A 22,198-nucleotide genomic window follows, 5' to 3' on the forward strand; every position below is an offset into this window, starting at 1 on the left:
GACGATGCCACGCGAGCCCTTCATCAAGGTCGTCAAGCGCCGCCTGTACGGCGTGCTGTTCATCGCGATCGTCGTCGGCCTGGTGTCGCTGTCGATCGCGATCTACAACAAGGCGTTCACCTCGACCGTCGACGTCACGCTGCACGCAGACCACACGGGCAATGAGTTGCTGACCGACTCCGACGTGAAGGTGCGCGGCGAGATCATCGGCTCGGTCGCCTCCGTCGACTCCAAGGGCGGCGGCGCAATCGTCAAGCTGAAGCTCGAGCCGGACAAGGTCAAGCTCGTCCCGAGCAACGTCAAGGCCCAGATCCTGCCGAAGACCCTGTTCGGCGAGCAGTACGTGGCGCTGATCCTCCCCGCCCACTCGGACGGCGCTATCAAGTCTGGCGACACCATTCCGCAGGACCGCTCCAAGGGCGCGCTCGAGGCGCAGAAGGTGCTGGCGGACTTCTACCCGTTGCTCACCGCCGTGCAGCCGGCGCAGCTGAACGCGACGCTCACCGCGCTCGCCGACGCGTTGCACAACCGCGGCGCGAAGCTTGGCCAGACGCTCGTGACCTTCGACAAGTACCTCAAGGTCATGAACCCGCACACCAAGCAGTTCGTCGACGACCTCAAACAGCTGGGCAAGGTGTCGCTGGAGTACAACGACGCGGCGCCCGACCTGCTGGCCACGCTGCAGAACCTGGAGACGTCCGCGCGCACGGTCGTGGCCAAGCAGGCCGGTTTCGACAGCCTGCTCGTCACCGGCTCGGACACCTCCAACGTGCTGCGCGGGTTCCTCGCCGACAACGAGCAGCGGATCATCGCCGTCAGCGGGCAGACCAGCAAGATCTTCTCGCTGCTCGACGAGTACTCGCCCGAATTCACCTGTCTGTTCAGCGGGATCAACAAGCTGTACTCGCTGGCCGGCAACGCGATCTACAACAATCAGATCCACCTGACGTTCACGGTGGACAACAACAACCAGGGCGCCTACAAACCGGGCCAGGAGCCGCGGATCGTCACCGGATTGGGCCCGAACTGCTTCGGCCTGCCGAACCCGGGCAAGCCGTTCCAGATCCCGGGCAAGTACCGCTGCTTCAATGACGGCGCGCCCCTGACGTCGGACGCGTGCGCCCGAAACGCCTCTGCCGACATCGACAACAAGGCGATCAACTCGCCTGAGGAGAACGCCTACGTCAACACGTTGATCGCCGCGCAGTTGCACACGACGCCGAACAAGGTGTCCGGCGCGGCGACGCTGTTGGCCGGCCCTCTGCTGCGCGGCCAACAGGTGGCAATTAAATGAGGGGCTGGATCGCGCCGCTGATCAAGCTGGTCATCTTCCTGATCGTGACCGCGGTCGCCACCTACGTTCTCGCCGCGACGATCAGCAACGCGAGCTTCGGCTCGACGAGCACGTACAAGGCCTACTTCACCGATGTCTCGGGCCTGGAACTCGGCGATGACGTGCGCATCGCGGGCGTCCGGGTCGGCGCCATCGAAGACATCGCGATCAAGCAGCAGAGCGGGCGCAACAGCGTCGCGCTGGTGACGTTCGCGGTGCAGAAGTCGCGCCCGCTGCCCTCGGACGTGACCGCCCACCTGCGCTATCGCAACCTCGTCGGCCAGCGCTACCTGGACATCGAGCAGGGCCCGGGGAGCACGACGTCGCCGATGCTGACGGCCGCCCATCCGCTGCCCACCTCGCAGACCTATCCGGCGGTCGACTTGACGGTGCTGTTCGCCGGGTTCCAGCCGCTGGTCCAGGGCCTGGACCCCACCCAGATCAACAAGCTGTCCTTCGGCATCATCCAGACGCTGCAGGGCGAGGGGGGCGCCTTCGAGACGCTGCTCGCGAACCTGGCCGACCTGACGAACGCCCTCGCCGACAAGGACCAGGTGATCGGCGAGGTCATCGACAACTTGTCCGGCGTGCTGCAGGCCGTGGGCCAGCGAGACACCGAGCTCAGCGACCTGATCGTGCAGTTGAAGGACTTCGTCGGCGGCTTGGCCGACGACCGCGACACCATCGGCAACGCGCTGGACGGGATCAATCGGCTGGCCACGTCGACGTCGGATCTGCTGAGCCAGGTGCGCGCGCCGCTCAAGCGCGACATCGTCGACCTGACGGGCCTCATCGGCACCATCAACAAGAGCAGCGGCACGCTGAAGTACGTGCTGCAGCAGCTGCCGCCGACCGTCGCGACGCTGATCCGCACCGCCAGCTACGGCTCGTGGTTCAACTTCTACCTGTGCTCGGTGTCCGCGACCGCGACGAGCGGCGTGACGATCGGCCCGAAGACTCTGACGATCCCGGCGAGCACCAATCCTGCGGCGAGGTGTCACTGATGACTGACACCTCGACGCAGGAGCAGCCCCACGAGTCGGACGCGAACAAGCCGCTGACCACCCGCAAGGCGCCCAAGATCGGCAAGTCGTTCACCTCGCGCAACCCGCTGCCGATCGGCATCATCGGGCTGGTCTTCCTGCTCGTGCTGCTGATCGCGGCGTTCAACGCCTCGAAGCTGCCGCTGATCGGCGGCGGGACGCAATACACCGCCTACTTCACCGAGGACGCGAGCCTGAAGCCCGACGACGACGTGCGGATCGCCGGCGTCAAGGCCGGCCAGGTGCAGTCGGTGTCGCTGGACAGCAGCAAGGGGCTGGTCAAGGCCGTCTTCACGATCAAGGACGGCTGGGTCGGCAATCAGAGCACCATCGACCTCAAGCTGAAAACGCTGCTCGGCGACAAGTACCTGAGCATCAACTCGCGCGGCACCAAGGCGCAGAACGCGAGCGACGCGATCCCGGTCAGCCGCACGACCTCGCCGTTCGACGTCTACCCCGCCTTCTCGGCGCTGAGCCGCACGGTCGAGAACATCAACACGACCACACTGGCGCAGTCGTTCCGGACCCTCGCGCAGGACTTCAGCGGCACGCCGAAGTCGGTGCGCCCGGTGGTCGACGGGCTGTCTCGGCTGTCCACGACGATCGCGTCGCGGAACGCGAAGCTGCAGACCTTGCTGTCGGCCGCCAACAAGGTGACCGGCACGCTGGCCGCGCGCGATCAGGACCTCACCCGGCTGCTGAGCGACGGCAACCTGCTGCTGGCCGAACTCAACAGCCGGCGCGACGCCATCCACTCGTTGCTGATCAACACCTCGACGCTGTCCGCCCAGCTGCGCGGGTTGGTCGCGGACAACGAGAAGACCCTCGGCCCATTGCTCGACCGGCTCGACTCGCTGCTGACGGTGCTCCAGGACAACCAGGACAGCCTGGACCGCGGCCTGGCGCTGCTCGGCCCGTTCTACCGGGTGTTCAACAACGTGATCGGCAACGGGCACTGGTTCGACAACTACGTGCAGAACCTCAGCCCCACCGGCGTGCTCGGCCTGCTCGGAGTGGGGAGCAACTGATGGCCAACAAGCTGTTCGGCGGGCTGCCCAAGCTCGCCTCTCGCGGCGTCACGCTGGTGGTCGTCGCCGCCGTCGTCGCGTTCGGGGTGTACTACGCGTTCTTCCGCGGCTCGAGCACGAAGACGGTGAAGGCGCAGTTCGCCTCAGCGGTCGGCATCTACCCCGGCACGCCGGTGAAGATCCTCGGCATCAACGTGGGCGACGTGACCTCGGTCAGCCCGAAGCCGGGCTATGTCGAGGTGACGATGGAGTACTCCGGCTCCTATCACCTGCCGAAGAACGCCGGCGCGGTCGAGGTGGCGAACTCGCTGGTCAGCGACCGGTACATCCAGCTCGCGCCCGTCTACAAGGGCGGCGACGTCATGGCGTCCGGCGCGACGATCCCGATGGCGCACACCGGCGCGCCGGCCGAGCTCGACGACATCTACGCGGCGCTGAACAAGCTGTCGGTGGCCCTCGGGCCGAAGGGCGCGAACAAGGGCGGCCAGAAGAGCGGGGCGCTGAACACGCTGGTCGGCGTCGCCGCGGCCAACCTCAAGGGCAACGGCGCGGCCCTCGGCAACAGCATCACGAAGCTGTCCCAGGCGGCGCAGACGCTAGCGGACAACAAGGGCGACCTGTTCGCCACTGTGCGCAACCTGCAGAAGTTCACGACGACGCTCAAGGGCAGCGACGCGCAGATCAGGCTGTTCAACACCCAGCTTGCACAGGTGGCCGGGGATCTCGCGAGCGAGCGCGGCGACCTCGGCAGCGCCCTGCACAACCTGAGCATCGCCCTGGACGACGTCAGCACCTTCGTCAAGGCGAACGCGAGCAAGTTCCACACCGATTTCCAGGGCCTGCGCAGCATCACCGGCACGCTCGTCAAGGAAAAGGCGTCGTTGGACGAGACGCTTGCCGTCGCGCCGGTCGCGCTGTCCAACATCGTGCACTCCTACGACGAGCAGCCCGGGCTGCTCGCCACTCGCAGCAACCTGGCCTCGCTCGGCAACCTCCAGCTCGGCACGGCCACGTTGGCGCAGATCTGCCAGGGCTTGGCAACCAACTTGGGTGGCGTCGCCGGTCTCACTCAACTGGGCGGCAACGTGTCTTCGGTCTGCAGCGCGCTTCCCGCCGGCACCGGCACCGGCGGCGGCGGGGGCCTGATCGGCGGCATCGGCACCGGCGGGGCCCCCATTGACGGCATCGGCGGAATCGTCGGGGGAGGCGCATGAACACCCCACGAAATCGCTCCGCTGAAGAGCGCTGCACGATTCCGCGGGGGCCCCGCGTGAGGATGCGACGGCTGATCCCCGCGGTGCTCGGCGCGGCTGTCACCCTCAGCGGCTGCGGCTTCCACGGCCTGTACAGCGCGCCCCTGCCCGGCGGCGCCGATCTCGGCGACCACCCGTACAGCCTGACCGCGGAATTCGCCGACGTCCTGGACCTCGTGCCGCAGTCGGCGGTGAAGGTCAACGACGTGCCGGTTGGCAAGGTCACCTCGATCTCGCTCGGCACCGATCGCGGGCGCTGGGTCGCAAAGGTGACGATGAGCGTGCGCGGCACGGTGCAGCTGGCGAGCGACGCGCACGCGAGCGTCCTGCAGACCTCGCTGCTCGGCGAAAAGTACGTCGCGCTGCTGCAGTCGACGACCGCCGAGCAGAAGCAGGACTTTCCGGCGCTCGCCGACGGTCAGCACCCGCCGCTGCTCAAGACCGGCGACAAGATCCCGATCAGCCGCACGAGCTCGGCCTACGAGGCCGAGCAGGTGCTCGGCGCACTCTCGCTGGTGTTGAACGAGGGCGGCCTGCGACAGATTCAGGTGATCGCCACCGAACTGAACAAGGCGCTCGGCAACGGCGCCCAGCAGGCCGCCATCCGCGACCTCATCAGCCAGCTGAACACGTTCGTCGGCACGTTGGACAATCAGAAGGACGACATCACCACCGCGCTCGAGAACGTCAACACCCTCGCCGCCACCCTGAACAAGCAGAAGAAGATCCTCACCGACGCGCTGGACAACTTCCCGCGGGCGCTCAACGTGCTCAACCAGGAACGCACGAAGCTGGTCACGCTGCTGACCAGCCTGTCGAACCTGGGCAACGTCGCCAGCCGGGTCGTCACCTCGACCCAGCAGAGCCTGGTCACCGCGTTGAAGACGCTCGACCCGGCGGTCACCCAACTCACCGCCGCCGGCAGCGACCTGGTGGGGGCGCTGCGGATCGGCGGCACGTTCCCGTTCCCGCTCGGCCTCGCCCGGCAGTTCGTGAAAGGCGACTACGCCAACCTCGCCGCCGACATCAACCTGAACCTCACCGACCAGCTGTGCGGTCTGCTCGGCATCTGCGCGAACGGCGCCAGCGGCGCCGCGCAGAAGCTCGGCGCGCCGGTGCTGAAGCAGATCCTCAGCGGCCTCAAGGTCAACAGCGAGAAGACGACGCCGCTGAATTCGATGCTGGTCGGCGGGAAGTGACGCCGCCATGTTGAGACGCAGCACCAAGTTCCAGCTGATCCTGTTCGTCGTCATCACTCTGCTGGGCATTTCCTATGTCGGCGCCGAGTACATCGGGCTGACGAAGTACATCTCGAACGACGGCTGCAAGATCACCGCCGACTTCCGGGACTCCGGCGGCATCTTCAGCAACGCCGAGGTCACCTACCGCGGCGTCACCGTCGGCCGCGTCGGCGCGCTGAACCTGATCAAGAACGGCGTCCGGGTCGACCTGGATCTCGACAACTGCAGCTCGCCGAAGATCCCGGCCGACTCCGGCGCGACGGTCGCCAACCGGTCCGTCGTCGGCGAGCAGTACGTCAACCTCGTCCCGACGGCGGCCGGCAAGGCGAGCACCGGCTGGGTGCGGGCCGGCAGCAACCTGCCGATGAGCCGCAACAAGATCCCGGTCGCCACCGAGACGCTGCTGACGAATCTGGACGACCTCGTCCGCTCGGTGAACCTGAACAACCTGCGCACGACCGTCGACGAGCTCGGCAAGGCCGTCAGCGGCCGGGGCAACGACCTCGGCACCCTGCTCGACGCCAGCAACAGCCTGCTGACCACCGCGGACGAGACGCAGAACGTCGACGCGACGATCAAGCTGATCCAGGACTCCGCGCCCGTGCTGCAGACCCAGCTGGACGAGCACGACCCGCTGCGCAGCTGGGCGCACAGCCTGAACCTGCTGTCCGCGCAGCTGAAGAAGAGCGACCCGGACATCCGGCACCTATTCGACACCGGGCCCGCCGACCTCGCCACCATCCGCTCGTTCATCAAGGACAACCAGACCGACTTCGGGGTCGTGCTCGCCAACCTGGCCACCACCGGCCAGCTCCTCGTCAACCACCTCGGCGGGCTGGAGCAGGTGCTCGAGTTGTACCCGGCGCTCGCCGCGGGCGGCCAGACGCTGCTGACCGGCAACCAGGGCCGGCTCGGGCTGATCGTGCAAACCCAGCCGGACCCCGAGGACTGCGGCGACCCGACCAAGGACTCCGAGGGCTACAACGGCACGGTGCGACGCCAGCCGAACAACACCTCGGCGATCGCCCCGAACGTGACGGTGCGCTGCACCGCCTCGGCGTCCGGCGCGAACGCCAAGAACGTCCGCGGCTCGGCGCACGTGCCGGGCGGCGACCCGATCAGCGAGTCCGGCGGGGGTTACGCCTACCCGCGGGCGACGACGAAGAACACCCTCGCCGTGGGCAACTCGCTGTCCTCGAGCGGCAAGCTGAGCGACGCGTCGTGGCTGGCGCTGCTCACCGACGGACTGAATTGATGCACAGCTCCCCGCAGGCCGCTCGCAGGCGCCGGGCGTACTGTCTACGCGGCCGTCCGGCCCGCACCGGCCGCTGAGGCACGTTCGACACAAATCGGCCGACCACACGCGCGCCGACCACAAACGCCGAGCACATCGGCCAAGCACACATTCGCGAACAGGAGACGCCGCGCCAGCATGTCGCCCTCACCTCGCGCAACCGCCGCGCCGGCGATCACGGCGGCCGTGGCCGCCGTCGCGCTGCTGGCGCTGATCCTCGTCTACGTCCTCGTGCTCGTGCCGGACAAGAAGGACCAGAAGGCGAGCGCGGCTGACGTCGGCGGCCTGACGACCGCGGAGAAGCAGGCGGTGGTCGCCGCCGGGACCGAGGCCGCGAACCTGCTCTCCTTCCGGCGGGCGACTTTCGACGCCGACTACCAGCGGGCGCTGGACGGCGCGACGGGCAGCCTGCGCTCGGATGTCGCGAGCAAGAAGGCGCTGACCAAGAAGTCGCTGACCACCGGCAAGTTCGACCTCGGGGCGACGGTGACCCACCAGGCTCTCGAAGGTCCGATCGAGAAGGGCGGGAACGGCTACCTCGTGCTGGTGACCGTGAACGCCTACCGCTCGACCACCACGACCGCGCCGGTCTCGCAGGACCTCGAGATCACGATGGTCGAAACGGCCGGCAAGTGGCTGGCCAGCGACGTGCAGAGCATCGGAGCCGTGCAGTGACCCGCCCGCCGGAGATGGACGGCGCCGAGCCGGACGGCGCTCAGCCAGCCGCCGCGGCCCCGGACGGCGAGGTGACGCGCGCTCGCCCGGTGTCGCCTCGGCCGTCGCCGGCCGCGTCTGCCGCGAGCCGCGCCCGCCGGATCGGCGGCCGGACCGCCGTCACCCCCGCGCATCGGCCGACCGCTGCGCCGACCGACGATCAGGACGATCGAAGCGGGGCCGCCGACTTCCCGCCCGTGAGCACCGTCAAGCGGCCGCCCGCCGCCGCGCCGGCAGACCCCGACCCCGACTTCGACCACGACCCCGACTTCGACGGCCCAGACCCAGACCCAGACCCAGACCCAGACGCTGACGCTGACGTCGCGGCGTCCCAGTCGTCCGACGGGCGCGCGGCCACGGCCGTCCCGGAGTGGCTGCGGTGGGCGCCGGGCGCGATTCTGATCGCCGGCGTCGTCGCGCTCGCCGTCCTGATGGCGATCGTCAGCCACGGCGTCTGGTGGGGCGGCGCCGACTCCGCCGCCTCGCGGAACACCGCTCGCGACCAGGTGACCGCGGCCGCGAAGACGTGTGTGGCGTCGGCGAACACGTACAAGTACACGGCGCTCCCCCAGTTCGAGGCGAGCGGCGCGGCTTGCACCACCGGCGCGTTCACCGCGAAGTTCAAGAGCGCCGTCGACACGCTGATCAAGCCGAACGCCGCGAAGCTCAAGTTCAGCCAGACCGCCCAGATCAACAAGGCGGCCGTCGAATCGGTGGCCGACGGCCAGTGGACGGTGTTGCTGTTCGGCCAGCTGTCGGTGACGAATGTGAACACGCCGAAGGGCCGCACCGACCCGTTCGCCGCGGTGGTGCGGATGCAGCGGGCCAACGGCAAATGGCTCATCGCCGACCTGCGCACGGTCAGCTGACGCGGCGCACGTCGCGGTCGCACCCGGCTCTGCCGCAACGCACCCGGCTCTGTCGCAACGCAGCCGGCCAAGACGCCTGACGGCCGTGACACTTGACGGGTGCGGCCCCGCAAGGCACCCTTTGCGCACACGGTTCGCGAGCGTGCCAGCGCGGGTCTGTTTGCCGCCGCTTGCGCGAGCGTGCTAAATTTCATCTTTGCGCTGCCCTCTTACGCCCTCACCGACCGTTCGGGACATATCCAGCGGCCTACTTCGTGGTGTCCGCCGATGCGACCCGCGGCTTCGAGGATCGTCGAGCGGGACGCGCGGTTAGGCCCGAACCAAGTCCTTGGAAGGACGCATCTTGGCAGCCTCGCGCTCCGGTAAGTCACGTTCCGCAAATGCCCCGCAGAGGGCCGACAGGTCAGGTATTCCGGGAGCTCCGCTCCGTACCTCCTTCGCCAAGATCCGCGAGCCGCTGGAGGTGCCCAACCTCCTCGCCCTGCAGACCGAGTCCTTCGACTGGCTGGTCGGCAACGAGGCGTGGCGCAACCGCACCGCGGAGGTCTCGAACGCCCGGTCCGGTCTCGAGGAGATCCTGACCGAGCTCTCCCCGATCGAGGACTTCTCCGCCTCGATGAGCCTGTCCTTCTCCAACCCGCGCTTCGAGGACGTCAAGGCGCCCATCGAGGAGTGCAAGGACAAGGACATGACCTACGCGGCGCCGCTGTTCGTCACGGCGGAGTTCACCAACAACACCACCGGCGAGATCAAGAGCCAGACGGTGTTCATGGGCGACTTCCCGATGATGACCCGCAAGGGCACCTTCATCATCAACGGCACCGAGCGCGTCGTGGTCAGCCAGCTCGTCCGCTCGCCGGGCGTCTACTTCGACCGCACCCTGGACAAGACCTCCGACGTCGACGTGTACGGCGTCAAGGTCATCCCGAGCCGCGGCGCGTGGCTCGAGTTCGACGTCGACAAGCGCTCGACCGTCGGCGTGCGGATCGACCGCAAGCGCCGGCAGCCGGTCACCGTGCTGCTCAAGGCGCTCGGGTGGACCGAGGACCGCATCCGCGAGCACTTCGGCTGGTCCGAGACCCTGCTCGCGACGCTGGAGAAGGACCACATCGCCAGCAGCGACGAGGCCCTGCTCGACATCTACCGCAAGCTGCGCCCGGGCGAGCCGCCGACCCGCGAGTCGGCCCAGGCGCTGCTGGACAACCTGTTCTTCAACGGCAAGCGCTACGACTTGGCCAAGGTCGGCCGGTACAAGGTCAACAAGAAGCTCGGCAACGACGTCGAGATCGCCAACGGCACGCTGACCGAAGACGACATCGTCAAGACGATCGAGTACCTCATCCGCCTGCACGCGGGCGACGAGGGCTACGAGACCGACGACATCGACCACTTCGGCAACCGCCGCCTCCGCACCGTCGGCGAGCTGATCCAGAACCAGATCCGGGTCGGCCTGTCGCGCATGGAGCGCGTCGTGCGCGAGCGGATGACCACCCAGGACGTCGAGGCGATCACGCCGCAGACGCTGATCAACATCCGGCCGGTCGTCGCCTCCATCAAGGAGTTCTTCGGCACCTCGCAGCTCAGCCAGTTCATGGACCAGACCAACCCGCTCGCCGGCCTGACCCACAAGCGCCGGCTGTCCGCGCTCGGCCCGGGCGGGCTGTCCCGCGACCGCGCGGGCATGGAGGTCCGCGACGTGCACCCGAGCCACTACGGCCGGATGTGCCCGATCGAGACGCCTGAGGGCCCGAACATCGGCCTGATCGGCTCGCTCGCCTCCTATGGGCGGGTCAACGCGTTCGGCTTCGTCGAGACGCCGTACCGCAAGGTCGAGAACGGCCGGGTCACCGACGAGATCGCCTACCTGTCCGCCGACGAGGAGGACCGGTTCGTCATCGCCCAGGCCAACGCGATCATCGACGCGCAGGGCCAGTTCACCGAGGACCGCGTCCTGGTCCGCAAGAAGGGCGGCGAGGTCGACCTCATCGAGGCCGGCGCGGTCGACTACATGGACGTCTCGCCGCGGCAGATGGTCTCCGTCGCCTCGGCGATGATCCCGTTCCTCGAGCACGACGACGCCAACCGCGCCCTGATGGGCGCGAACATGCAGCGCCAGGCCGTGCCGCTGCTGCGCTCCGAGGCCCCGCTCGTGGGCACCGGCATGGAGCTGCGCGCCGCGGTCGACGCCTCCGACGTCGTCACCGCCGAGAAGGCCGGCGTGGTCACCGAGCTGTCGGCCGACTACATCACCGTGATGGCCGACGACGGCACCCACCAGACGTACCGGCTGGCCAAGTTCGCGCGCTCCAACCAGGGCACGAGCTACAACCAGAAGCCGATCGTCGACGAGGGCGACCGCGTCGAGGCCGGCACCGTGATCGCCGATGGACCGTCCACCGACGACGGCGAGATGGCGCTGGGCAAGAACCTGCTCGTCGCGTTCATGCCGTGGGAGGGCCACAACTACGAGGACGCGATCATCCTCAACCAGCGGCTCGTCCAGGACGACGTCCTCACCTCGATCCACATCGAGGAACACGAGGTCGACGCCCGGGACACCAAGCTGGGCGCCGAGGAGATCACCCGCGACATCCCGAACGTCTCCGAAGAGGTCCTCGCCGACCTCGACGAGCGGGGCATCGTGCGCATCGGCGCCGATGTCGTCCCGGGCGACGTGCTGGTCGGCAAGGTGACGCCGAAGGGCGAGACCGAGCTGACCCCGGAGGAGCGGCTGTTGCGCGCGATCTTCGGCGAGAAGGCCCGCGAGGTCCGCGACACCTCGTTGAAGGTCCCGCACGGCGAGGCCGGCAAGGTCATCGGCGTGCGCGTCTTCAGCCGGGAGGACGGCGACGAGCTGGCGCCCGGCGTCAACGAGCTCGTCCGGGTCTACATCGCCCAGAAGCGCAAGATCCAGGACGGCGACAAGCTCGCCGGCCGGCACGGCAACAAGGGCGTCATCGCCAAGATCCTGCCGCCGGAGGACATGCCGTTCCTGACCGACGGCACGCCCGTCGACATCGTGCTCAACCCGCTCGGCGTGCCGAGCCGGATGAACGTCGGCCAGGTGCTCGAGACGCACCTCGGCTGGGTCGCGAAGACCGGCTGGGAAGTCGAGGGGCAGCCCGAATGGGCCGCTCGGCTGTCCGACGTCGCGCGCACCGGCGAGCCGGACACCAACGTCGCGACGCCGGTGTTCGACGGCGCCCGCGAGCACGAGATCACCGGCCTGCTGGCCTCGACGCTGCCCACGCGTGACGGGCAGCAGCTGATCGGGTCCAGCGGCAAGGCCAACCTGCTCGACGGCCGCAGCGGCGAGCCGTTCCCCGAGCCCGTCTCGGTCGGCTACGTCTACATCCTCAAGCTGCTGCACCTGGTGGACGACAAGATCCACGCCCGGTCGACCGGCCCGTACTCGATGATCACCCAGCAGCCGCTGGGCGGCAAGGCGCAGTTCGGCGGGCAGCGCTTCGGCGAGATGGAGTGCTGGGCGATGCAGGCCTACGGCGCCGCGTACGCGCTGCAGGAGCTGCTGACGATCAAGTCCGACGACATCCTCGGCCGCGTCAAGGTGTACGAGGCGATCGTCAAGGGCGAGAACATCCCCGAGCCGGGCATCCCGGAATCGTTCAAGGTGCTGCTGAAGGAGCTTCAGTCGCTGTGCCTGAACGTGGAGGTGCTGTCCAGCGACGGCACCGCCGTCGAGATGCGCGACACCGACGACGACGTCTACCGCGCCGCCGAGGAACTCGGCATCGACCTGTCCCGCCGCTTCGAGCCGTCCAGCGTCGAAGAGGTGTAGCTCCGGCCGCCGCCGTCATGCTCCCTGAACGCCATAGCGCGCGCAGAGCATGACAGCGGCGGGAAGACAGCTCAATCCAGCACTGCCCGCTCTGCCACGAAGGTAGGAAAATCTTGCTCGACGTCAACGTGTTCGACGAGCTGCGTATCGGCCTGGCCACCGCTGACCACATCCGGCAGTGGAGCCACGGCGAGGTGAAGAAGCCCGAGACCATCAACTACCGGACGCTCAAGCCGGAGAAGGATGGCCTGTTCTGCGAGAAGATCTTCGGCCCCACCCGGGACTGGGAGTGTTACTGCGGCAAGTACAAGCGGGTCCGTTTCAAGGGCATCATCTGCGAGCGCTGCGGCGTCGAGGTCACCCGCGCCAAGGTGCGCCGGGAGCGGATGGGCCACATCGAGCTCGCCGCGCCGGTCACGCACATCTGGTACTTCAAGGGCGTCCCGTCCCGGCTGGGCTACCTGCTCGACCTGGCGCCGAAGGATCTCGAGAAGATCATCTACTTCGCCGCCTACCTGATCACCACGGTCAACGACGAGGAGCGGCACCGCGACCTGCCGACCCTTGAGGCCGAGGTCAGCGCGGAGAAGTCGACGCTGGAGAAGAAGCGCGACGCCGACATCGACACTCGAGCCAAGAAGCTCGAGACCGACTTGGCCGAGCTCGAGGCCGAGGGCGCGAAGAGCGACGTCCGCCGCAAGGTCCGCGAGGGCGGCGAGCGCGAGATGCGCCAGCTCCGCGACCGCGCGCAGCGCGAGATCGACCGCCTCGACGAGGTGATGGACACCTTCCGCAAGCTCGAGGTCAAGCAGCTGATCAGCGACGAGCTGCTCTACCGCGAGCTGCGCGACCGCTTCGGCGACTACTTCGAAGGCGGCATGGGCGCCGAGGCACTGCAGGTGCTCGTCAAGAACTTCGACCTCGACGCCGAGGCTGAGTCGCTGCGCGAGACGATCCGCAGCGGCAAGGGCCAGAAGAAGATCCGCGCCCTTAAGCGGCTGAAGGTGGTGGCCTCGTTCCTGGCGACCACGAACAGCCCGGGCGGCATGATCCTCGACTGCGTCCCGGTCATCCCGCCGGACCTGCGCCCGATGGTGCAGCTGGACGGCGGCCGGTTCGCGACCTCGGACCTCAACGACCTCTACCGTCGCGTCATCAACCGCAACAACCGCCTCAAGCGGCTGATCGACCTCGGCGCGCCCGAGATCATCGTCAACAACGAGAAGCGGATGCTGCAGGAGTCCGTGGACGCGCTGTTCGACAACGGCCGGCGCGGCCGTCCGGTCACCGGGCCGGGCAACCGCCCGCTCAAGTCGCTGTCCGACCTGCTCAAGGGCAAGCAGGGCCGGTTCCGGCAGAACCTGCTCGGCAAGCGCGTCGACTACTCCGGCCGTTCGGTGATCATCGTCGGCCCGCAGCTCAAGCTGCACCAGTGCGGCCTGCCGAAGGGCATGGCGCTCGAGCTGTTCAAGCCGTTCGTCATGAAGCGGCTGGTCGATCTCAGCCACGCGCAGAACATCAAGTCCGCCAAGCGGATGGTGGAACGCGCGCGGCCGGTCGTGTGGGACGTCCTCGAAGAGGTCATCCGCGAGCACCCGGTGCTGCTGAACCGCGCGCCGACGCTGCACCGCCTGGGCATCCAGGCCTTCGAGCCGCAGCTGGTCGAGGGCAAGGCGATCCAGATCCACCCGCTGGTCTGCACCGCCTTCAACGCCGACTTCGACGGCGACCAGATGGCGGTGCACCTGCCGCTGTCGGCCGAGGCGCAGGCCGAGGCCCGCATCCTCATGCTGTCGACGAACAACATCCTCAAGCCGGCCGACGGCCGCCCGGTCACGATGCCGACGCAGGACATGATCCTGGGTCTGTACCACCTGACCGCGCTGCGTCCAGAGGGCGACGGCGCCGGTCGCGTCTTCTCCTCCGCTGCCGAGGCGACGATGGCCCGCGACGTCAAGTCGCTGCACCTGCAGTCGCCGGTGAGGATCCGCCTGAAGACGATCACCACGATCGACAACGGCATCGGCCAGCCGAAGTGGACCGCGCCCGAGGACTGGGAGCAGGGCTCGCCGCTGCTCGTGGAGACCTCGCTGGGCCGGTGCCTGTTCAACGACGCGCTGCCGCCGGACTACCGCTTCGTCAATTACGACGTGACGAAGAAGGAGCTCGGCCAGATCGTCAACGACCTCGCCGAGCGCTACCCGAAGGTCGTCGTCGCGAACACGCTCGACAACCTGAAGGCGGCCGGCTTCCACTGGGCGACCCGGTCGGGCATCACCATCGCGATCGACGACGTCGTCACGCCGCCGAAGAAGGCCGAGATCCTCGACCGCTACGAGAAGGACGCGGAGAAGATCGAGAAGCAGTACCTGCGCGGCGTCATCACCGAGGAGGAGCGCCGTCAGGAGCTCGTCGAGGTGTGGACGAAGGCCACGAGCGAGGTCGCCAAGGAGATGGAGGCGAACTTCCCGAAGACCAACCCCGTCTACATCATGGTCAACTCGGGCGCTCGCGGGAACATGATGCAGATGCGGCAGATCGCCGGCATGCGCGGTCTGGTGGCCAACCCCAAGGGCGAGATCATCCCGCGGCCGATCAAGGCGAACTTCCGCGAGGGCCTGTCCGTGCTGGAGTACTTCATCGCCACGCACGGCGCCCGCAAGGGCCTGGCGGACACCGCGCTGCGGACCGCCGACTCGGGATACCTGACCCGTCGCCTCGTGGACGTCAGCCAGGACGTGATCATCCGCGAGGAGGACTGCGGCACCGACCGCGGCCTGCCGACGGCGATCGCCACTGCTAGCGCGAACGGCGTCCTGGTCAAGGACGTGCACGTGGAGACCTCGGTCTACGCCCGCGTGCTTTCCGAGGACATTCCGAAGCCGGACGGCAGCGGCACGCTCGCGGCGGCCGGCACCGATCTCGGCGACGTCCTGATCGACGAGCTTATCGAGGCCGGCGTCAGCGAGGTCCGGGTCCGCTCGGTGCTGACCTGCGAGTCGGGCCTCGGCACCTGCGCCACCTGCTACGGCCGGTCGCTGGCAACCGGCAAACTCGTGGACGTCGGCGAGGCGGTCGGCATCATCGCCGCCCAGTCGATCGGCGAGCCGGGCACCCAGCTGACCATGCGCACGTTCCACACCGGCGGCATCGCCGGCGAGGACATCACGCACGGTTTGCCCCGCGTGGCTGAGCTGTTCGAGGCGCGCGTCCCCAAGGGCATGTCCCCGATCGCCGAGGCCTCTGGCCGGGTGCGCATCGAGGAGTCCGACGGGTCGAAGGGCTCGAGTCGGCGCATCATCGTCGTCCCGGACGACGGCAGCGAGGAGAAGGAATACCCGATCACCCGCCGGTCGCGGCCGCTGGTCAACGAGGGCGACCCGGTCGAGGCCGGCACCCAGCTGATCTCGGGCGCGGTCAACCCGCACGACGTGCTGCGGATCATGGGCCCGCGCGAGGTGCAGCTGCACCTGGTCCGCGAGGTCCAGGAGGTGTACCGGTCGCAGGGTGTCGCCATCCACGACAAGCACATCGAGGTGATCATCCGGCAGATGCTCAAGCGCATCACGGTGATCGAATCCGGCGCGACGGAGTTCCTGCCGGGCTCGCTGGTGGAGCGGTCGATCTTCGAGGCGGAGAACCGCCGCGCGGTCGCCGAGAGCACGGAGCCGGCCTCCGGCCGTCCGGTGCTCATGGGCATCACGAAGGCGTCGCTGGCCACCGAGTCGTGGCTGTCGGCGGCCTCCTTCCAGGAGACGACGCGCGTCCTCACCGACGCCGCCATCTCGGCCAAGAGCGACTCGCTCGTCGGCCTGAAGGAGAACGTGATCATCGGCAAGCTGATCCCGGCCGGCACCGGCATCGCCCGGTACCGCAACGTCGACGTCAACCCGACCGAAGAGGCCCGCGCGCAGGCGTTCTCCATGGCCGGTTACGACGAGAACGACTACTACGGGTTCGGCAACACCGGGCTCGGGCCGGCCGTCCCGCTGGACGAGTTCGGCTACGACGACTACCGCTGATCCTGCTGAGTTCGACCTGTCCTCGCTTCGGCGGCCTCCGCGCCGCTGGAGCGAGGACAAGTCCGTTAACGGGCGCCATGCCCGCGCCTGGACCAGCGAGTTGTCCTCGCTAGGGCCGGTTCCGCGCCGCCCGAGCGAGGACAAGTTGGCGGGATGCGACGGCAGATTCATCGCGGTTCGTGGGCCAGACGAATCCGACGCAATTGGTCGACGACCCTCTCCTTGTCGAGTCGCACGGTCATCGACCCGAAACGCAGCACGGTCGTGCCTCCGATGACGACCTCGTTCTGACGCAGGTCGTCGTCCCACGCCATTTCGGGCAGCAGGTGCACCGAGCCGTCGATCTCCACCGCGAGCAGCGTCGAGTCGGCCAGCGTGAACTCGACATCGAGGTAGCGCACCTTGCCGCTCGGCTCCTTGCGTAGCGACTGGCGCCGAGGTGGCGGCAACCCGGCCTGGACCGCGAGCGCGCCGAAGTCGATCTCGGCGAGGGTGTGCCCGCCGCCGCCGATGTCGCCCAGGATGTCGCGCATGATCGCGACGTGCCGCACCGATCCCGCTGCGCGCAACTGCTCGGCGAGGAAGTCGGTCGTCGTCAGACGCTGCTGCACGGTCGCGCAGAGGATCGCGCAGGCGCGTCGTGGGAAGCGCGACCATGCTGCGCCGTCGATCGCGCCACGAGCGAGCCCGGTGCTCGGCAGCGTCCACACCGTGCTGACGTCCGAGGCCCGGAACCGCCGCGACTCGTGCACCCGCACCCATCGGGGTGCAGCCACGACGGTATTGCGGGCGACGACGATGTGGACCTCGTCCGGCTCGAATCCGCGCAGGCCAGCGGCGGTGGCCGCGGACAACCCGGCAAGCGCTGCGGGCTTGCTCGGCAGTAGGACGGCGACCCAGAGCCGCTGCTCGGCGGACAGCGGTGCGTTGTGCAGCACGACGACGTTGCGGCCGAACGTCTGCCAGCGTTGTGCCCGCACAGCAGCCTCGACGTGATGGCGGGTCAGGCCGGCAGATCTCAGCTGCGCCCGGCAGAGCACACCGTGCTGTGCCGCAGCGAGTTCGGCCAGCGAGTCCGGCACCGCCACCAACGCGTTGCCCTCGCGCGGGCGCTGCCGGAGGACGGCGCTGCTGCTCATCCCGTCACTGTGGCGGCTGTCGCCGCGACGTAGCGGCGTCCTCCACAGCATGTGGACAGCGCATGCGAACGCAAATAGACCGCCCACCTCGCCGGAGTTGTCCGCGTGTCGGCGGCGTGGGAACGGCGCAGGCGAGGACAAGTGGCGCGAGGCGGGTTTGGCGGTCGCCGGAGTTGTCCGCGTGTCGGCGGCGTGGGAACGGCGCAGGCAAGGACAACTTGCGGTGGGTGGCGGCGGACGAGGCAGACTGCTCGGGTGAGCCACCACGCAGCGCAACGGACCGACGCGACCCGAATCCCCGGCGAGAGCGCGCCGGCCAACGGGGACGTCGTCGCAGGCGCCGACGGGGTCGGCGTGGAAGGCGCATCGGCCGACGAGGTCGTCGCAATGCACGCGCGGGCGGCGGACGCGGCGGCGTTCTCCCTAGCGGAGGCGAGCGAGGACCAGCTGTCCGCGGCGCTCGCGGCGATGGCGGACCGGCTCGACGACGCGCGTGTCGAGTTGGCCGACGCAAACGCCGCCGACTTGGCGGCGGCGAAGGACGCCGGCATGAGCCCCGCCCTGCTCGACCGGCTGCAGCTGGACGCGCCGCGGATCCAGGCGTTGGGGGACAACCTGCGGCTGCTGGCCGACACCGAGCCGCTGCCGCGCGAGACGCCGGTGCGCGAGCTGCCGGGCGGCTTGCTGCTGATCGAACGCCGCCGGCCGGTGGGCGTCATCGGCGTCAACTACGAGGCCCGGCCAAACGTCACGATCGACGTCGCCTCGCAGCTGGTCAAGTCGCGCAACGCGGGTGTGCTGCGCACCGGCTCGGCCGCGATCGGCTCGGCGGGCGCGCTGCACCGGCTGGTGATCGAGCCCGCGCTGCGGTCTGCGGGCCTGGACCCGGCCGCGCTGCAGTTGATCGGCCGGCCGGGCCGCGAGTACGCCGGCGCGCTGGTCCGCCAGCCCGAGCTGATCCGCTTGGTCATCCTGCGCGGCAGCGGCGAGACGACCGCCGCGCTCGGGGCCGAAGCGGCCAGGCACGGCGTGCGGGTGCTCGCGCACGCTGAGGGCGGCGGCGTGCTGTATGTCGACGCCGCCGCGGACGAGGCCACCGCGCGCCGGCTCGTGCGCGAGGGCACGGACCGGCTCGGCGTCTGCAACCGGGTGAACCTCGTGCTGGTCGCCGAGCCCATTGCCGACCTGCTCGAACCCGTGCTCCGGGCCGAGCTGGCGGCCGCCGGCATCGCGGTGTCCGCGCCGCCGCTGGCGCACCCGATCGGGCACGAATGGGCCCTCGACGACGGCAACGAGGCGACGGTGACGATGCTGCGGGTGCCCGACGCGCTCGCCGCGGCGCAGCTCGCCAACACCGAGACCTCGGGGCTTGCCGCGACCGTCGTGACCGAGGACGCCGGCACGGCTCGGCAGTTTCTCGACCGCTATCGCGGCACCGGCGCGTTCTGGAACGCGACCACGCGACTGCTCGACGGCCACAAGCTGCTCGCGGTGCCCGAGACCGGCATCAATGTCGATCACATGCCCGGCCCGCGCGGGCCGGTGACCTATGCCGATCTGCACCTGCGGCAGTACCTGGTGCAGCCGGTGGCACCGCCCGACCGCCGCTGACCGACGAAGTTGTCCTCGCTACAGCGGCCGCCGCGCCGCCGAAACGAGGACAAGTCGATGTGGGGTGGGGAGCTGCGTCTGGCACGCGCCGCTGAAGCGAGGACAAGTCGTCGTGGGGAGGGATTTTGCGCCTGCCACGTGCCGCGAGTAATGTGGCGAGACGTGCCTGGAGCAATCCAGGTTCACGTTTCGTGCCCGACGGCGCAGCGGACCGACGACCGGCAGGTCGGGGGTCGGCGCTGACGATCACGACTCCCCGGTTCGGCACGGCTTTTTCGGCGTGCGGGTCCGCGATCGGCGCGACACGCCCGACCGCGGGGATCGGAGCGCAGGCAAAACGCCCGGGAAACCGGGAGCGCAGACAACAAAATAGCTGATGCCACCCAAGTGCCGCGTCCGGAAAAGCAGTTCTGCGCGGCACCGCAGCTTGACGAGAACGCTCGTACTGAACAACGGATGAGGAGATTGCAGGCCGCATGCCTACGATCCAGCAGCTGGTCCGCAAGGGCCGGCAGGACAAGATCGAGAAGACGAAGACCCCGGCGTTGAAGGGGTCTCCGCAGCGCCGTGGCGTCTGCACCCGCGTCTACACAACCACCCCGAAGAAGCCGAACTCGGCGCTGCGCAAGGTCGCCCGCGTCCGCCTCACCAGCCAGATCGAGGTCACCGCCTACATCCCCGGCGTCGGCCACAACCTGCAGGAGCACTCGATCGTGCTCGTGCGCGGCGGCCGGGTGAAGGACCTCCCGGGCGTCCGTTACAAGATCATTCGCGGCTCGCTGGACACGCAGGGCGTCCGCAACCGCAAGCAGTCCCGCAGTCGGTATGGAGCGAAGAAGGAGAAGAGCTGATGCCGCGCAAAGGCCCAGCGCCGCGTCGCCCCCTGGTGATCGACCCGGTCTACACCTCCCCGCTGGTCACCCAGCTGGTCAACAAGGTGCTGATGTCGGGCAAGCGCTCGATCGCCGAGCACATCGTCTACGGCGCCCTCGAAGGCACCCGCGACAAGACCGGCACCGACCCCGTCATCACGCTCAAGCGCGCTCTGGACAACGTCAAACCGACGCTCGAGGTCAAGAGCCGCCGCGTCGGCGGCGCCACCTACCAGGTGCCGATCGAGGTCAAGCCCGGCCGCAGCACGACCCTCGCGCTGCGCTGGCTGGTCAGCTACTCCCGGCAGCGTCGCGAGAAGACGATGACCGAGCGGCTGATGAACGAGCTGCTCGACGCGAGCAACGGCCTCGGCGCCAGCGTCAAGCGCCGCGAGGACACCCACAAGATGGCGGAGTCCAACAAGGCCTTCGCGCACTACCGCTGGTAAACGCCAACCACGCCCGGCCGCCACAAGCAATGGCCGGGTCCCCGACACCCTCTCGAGCGCTTCTGCGAGAGAAGGCGGCGGGGTCGAGAGAAGGACATCATGGCTAAGAACGCCGATCTCGCCAAGACCCGCAACATCGGGATCATGGCGCACATCGACGCGGGCAAAACCACGACGACCGAGCGCATCCTCTTCTACACCGGCATCAACTACAAGATCGGCGAAGTCCACGACGGCGCAGCCACGATGGACTGGATGGAGCAGGAGCAGGAGCGCGGCATCACGATCACGTCGGCCGCGACGAAGTGCGAGTGGCAGGGCCACACCATCAACATCATCGACACGCCCGGGCACGTCGACTTCACCGTCGAGGTCGAGCGGTCGCTGCGCGTGCTCGACGGCGCGGTCGCGGTGTACGACGGCGTCGCCGGCGTCGAGCCGCAGACCGAGACCGTCTGGCGGCAGGCGGACAAGTACAACGTCCCGCGCATGTGCTTCGTCAACAAGCTCGACCGCACCGGCGCCGACTTCTTCCGCTGCGTCGACATGATGCGCGACCGGCTCAACTCCAACGCCCTCGTGCTGCAGCTGCCGATCGGCAACGAGTCGGACTTCGTCGGCGTCGTCGACCTCGTCACCATGCGCGCGCTCACCTGGCGCGGCGAGACGAAGATGGGCGAGGACTACGCCGTCGAGGACATCCCCGCTGATCTCGTCGAGCAGGCGAAGGAATATCACGAGAAGCTGCTCGAGCAGCTGTCCGACGTCGACGACGAGATCGCCGAGAAGTACCTCGACGGCGAAGAGCTCGACGTCGCCACGTTGAAGGCCGCGATCCGCAAGGCGACGCTGGCCGACCTCGTCAACCCGGTGCTCACCGGCTCGGCGTTCAAGAACAAGGGCGTGCAGCCCATGCTCGACGCCGTCGTCGACTACCTGCCAAGCCCGCTCGACGTCGACCACGTGACCGGCACGCTGCAGGACGGCACCACGCCGGCCGAGCGCCGGGCCGACGAGGCCGAGCCGCTCGCCGCGCTGGCGTTCAAGATCGCGACCGACAAGCACCTCGGCAAGCTGACCTTCGTCCGCATCTACTCCGGCGTGCTCGAGAACGGCGCGCAGGTCCTGAACTCCACGAAGGACCGCAAGGAGCGGATCGGCAAGATCTACCAGATGCACGCGAACAAGCGTGAGGAGCTGCCACGCGCCGGCGCGGGCGACATCATCGCCGTCGCCGGCCTGAAGCAGACGACCACCGGCGACACCCTGGCCGACCCGGCCAAGCCGATCGTGCTGGAGTCGATGACGTTCCCGGCGCCGGTCATCGACGTCGCCATCGAGCCCAAGACCAAGGCCGACCAGGAGAAGCTGGGCGTCGCGATCCAGAAGCTCGCCGAGGAGGACCCGACGTTCCGGGTCCAGAACGACGAGGAGACCGGCCAGACCGTCATCTCCGGCATGGGCGAGCTGCACCTGGAGATCCTGGTCGACCGGATGCGCCGCGAGTTCAACGTCGAGGCCAACGTCGGCA

At 68.5% G+C, this 22,198-nt stretch carries 15 protein-coding genes; 14 read left to right on the forward strand and 1 reads right to left on the reverse strand.

All coding sequences use genetic code 11. The features are described 5' to 3' along the window. Nucleotides 1-4: 4 nt before the first annotated feature. The 10 genes from ACFFBG_RS17515 (at nucleotide 5) to ACFFBG_RS17560 (ending at nucleotide 16,596) form a co-directional block, all read left to right on the forward strand. A complete protein-coding gene (locus tag ACFFBG_RS17515) occupies nucleotides 5-1,294 on the forward strand; it encodes an MCE family protein (protein ID WP_375480841.1) in 1,290 nt (429 codons plus the stop codon). Beyond that, a complete protein-coding gene (locus ACFFBG_RS17520) occupies nucleotides 1,291-2,337 on the forward strand; it encodes an MCE family protein (RefSeq protein ID WP_375480842.1) in 1,047 nt (348 codons plus the stop codon). Before ACFFBG_RS17515 ends, ACFFBG_RS17520 begins: the two co-directional genes overlap by 4 nt. Next, nucleotides 2,337-3,404 (forward strand): MCE family protein, encoded by a 1,068-nt coding sequence (locus tag ACFFBG_RS17525; RefSeq protein WP_375480843.1) that lies wholly within the window; start codon nucleotides 2,337-2,339, stop codon nucleotides 3,402-3,404. Before ACFFBG_RS17520 ends, ACFFBG_RS17525 begins: the two co-directional genes overlap by 1 nt. Next, the gene (locus ACFFBG_RS17530; protein ID WP_375480844.1) at nucleotides 3,404-4,618 is read left to right on the forward strand and encodes an MCE family protein; all 1,215 of its coding nucleotides are present in this window, start codon (nucleotides 3,404-3,406) and stop codon (nucleotides 4,616-4,618) included. The genes ACFFBG_RS17525 and ACFFBG_RS17530 overlap by 1 nt, the downstream gene beginning before the upstream one ends. A gap of 62 nt (nucleotides 4,619-4,680) precedes the next feature. Then, complete coding sequence (locus ACFFBG_RS17535) at nucleotides 4,681-5,856, forward strand: MCE family protein (protein ID WP_375480857.1); 1,176 nt, start codon at nucleotides 4,681-4,683, stop codon at nucleotides 5,854-5,856. A 7-nt stretch (nucleotides 5,857-5,863) separates the two neighbouring features. Further along, nucleotides 5,864-7,153, forward strand: coding sequence for an MCE family protein (locus ACFFBG_RS17540; protein WP_375480845.1), 1,290 nt, complete (start codon nucleotides 5,864-5,866; stop codon nucleotides 7,151-7,153). Between the two features lie 225 nt (nucleotides 7,154-7,378). Next, nucleotides 7,379-7,867 (forward strand): hypothetical protein, encoded by a 489-nt coding sequence (locus ACFFBG_RS17545; RefSeq protein ID WP_375480846.1) that lies wholly within the window; start codon nucleotides 7,379-7,381, stop codon nucleotides 7,865-7,867. Beyond that, complete coding sequence (locus tag ACFFBG_RS17550; RefSeq protein ID WP_375480847.1) at nucleotides 7,864-8,775, forward strand: hypothetical protein; 912 nt, start codon at nucleotides 7,864-7,866, stop codon at nucleotides 8,773-8,775. The genes ACFFBG_RS17545 and ACFFBG_RS17550 overlap by 4 nt, the downstream gene beginning before the upstream one ends. A gap of 328 nt (nucleotides 8,776-9,103) precedes the next feature. Continuing rightward, on the forward strand, nucleotides 9,104-12,574 hold the full coding sequence (rpoB, locus tag ACFFBG_RS17555) for a DNA-directed RNA polymerase subunit beta (protein WP_375480848.1): 3,471 nt from the start codon (nucleotides 9,104-9,106) through the stop codon (nucleotides 12,572-12,574). Nucleotides 12,575-12,687: 113 nt separating this feature from the next. Continuing rightward, complete coding sequence (locus tag ACFFBG_RS17560; RefSeq protein ID WP_375480849.1) at nucleotides 12,688-16,596, forward strand: DNA-directed RNA polymerase subunit beta'; 3,909 nt, start codon at nucleotides 12,688-12,690, stop codon at nucleotides 16,594-16,596. A 167-nt stretch (nucleotides 16,597-16,763) separates the two neighbouring features. Here ACFFBG_RS17560 and ACFFBG_RS17565 read toward each other — a convergent pair whose 3' ends face one another. Then, entirely contained in the window at nucleotides 16,764-17,735 is a 972-nt protein-coding gene (locus ACFFBG_RS17565; RefSeq protein WP_375480850.1) for a DUF559 domain-containing protein, read from the reverse strand. Nucleotides 17,736-18,089: 354 nt separating this feature from the next. Here ACFFBG_RS17565 and ACFFBG_RS17570 point away from each other — a divergent pair, with 354 nt between their 5' ends. From ACFFBG_RS17570 to fusA, 4 genes are all read left to right on the forward strand, one after another. Then, entirely contained in the window at nucleotides 18,090-19,346 is a 1,257-nt protein-coding gene (locus tag ACFFBG_RS17570; RefSeq protein WP_375480858.1) for an aldehyde dehydrogenase family protein, read from the forward strand. Nucleotides 19,347-19,822: 476 nt separating this feature from the next. Then, nucleotides 19,823-20,197, forward strand: coding sequence for a 30S ribosomal protein S12 (rpsL, locus tag ACFFBG_RS17575; RefSeq protein ID WP_375480851.1), 375 nt, complete (start codon nucleotides 19,823-19,825; stop codon nucleotides 20,195-20,197). Further along, nucleotides 20,197-20,667: a 30S ribosomal protein S7 gene (gene rpsG / locus ACFFBG_RS17580; protein WP_375480852.1), complete on the forward strand. Its 471-nt coding sequence runs from the start codon at nucleotides 20,197-20,199 to the stop codon at nucleotides 20,665-20,667. The genes rpsL and rpsG overlap by 1 nt, the downstream gene beginning before the upstream one ends. Nucleotides 20,668-20,766: 99 nt before the next feature. Then, on the forward strand, nucleotides 20,767-22,198 hold a 1,432-nt coding region (gene fusA / locus ACFFBG_RS17585; RefSeq protein WP_375480853.1), incomplete at its 3' end, for an elongation factor G.

It is taken from the genome of uncultured Jatrophihabitans sp., from assembly GCF_964251945.1.
Taxonomy (GTDB): domain Bacteria; phylum Actinomycetota; class Actinomycetes; order Mycobacteriales; family Jatrophihabitantaceae; genus Jatrophihabitans.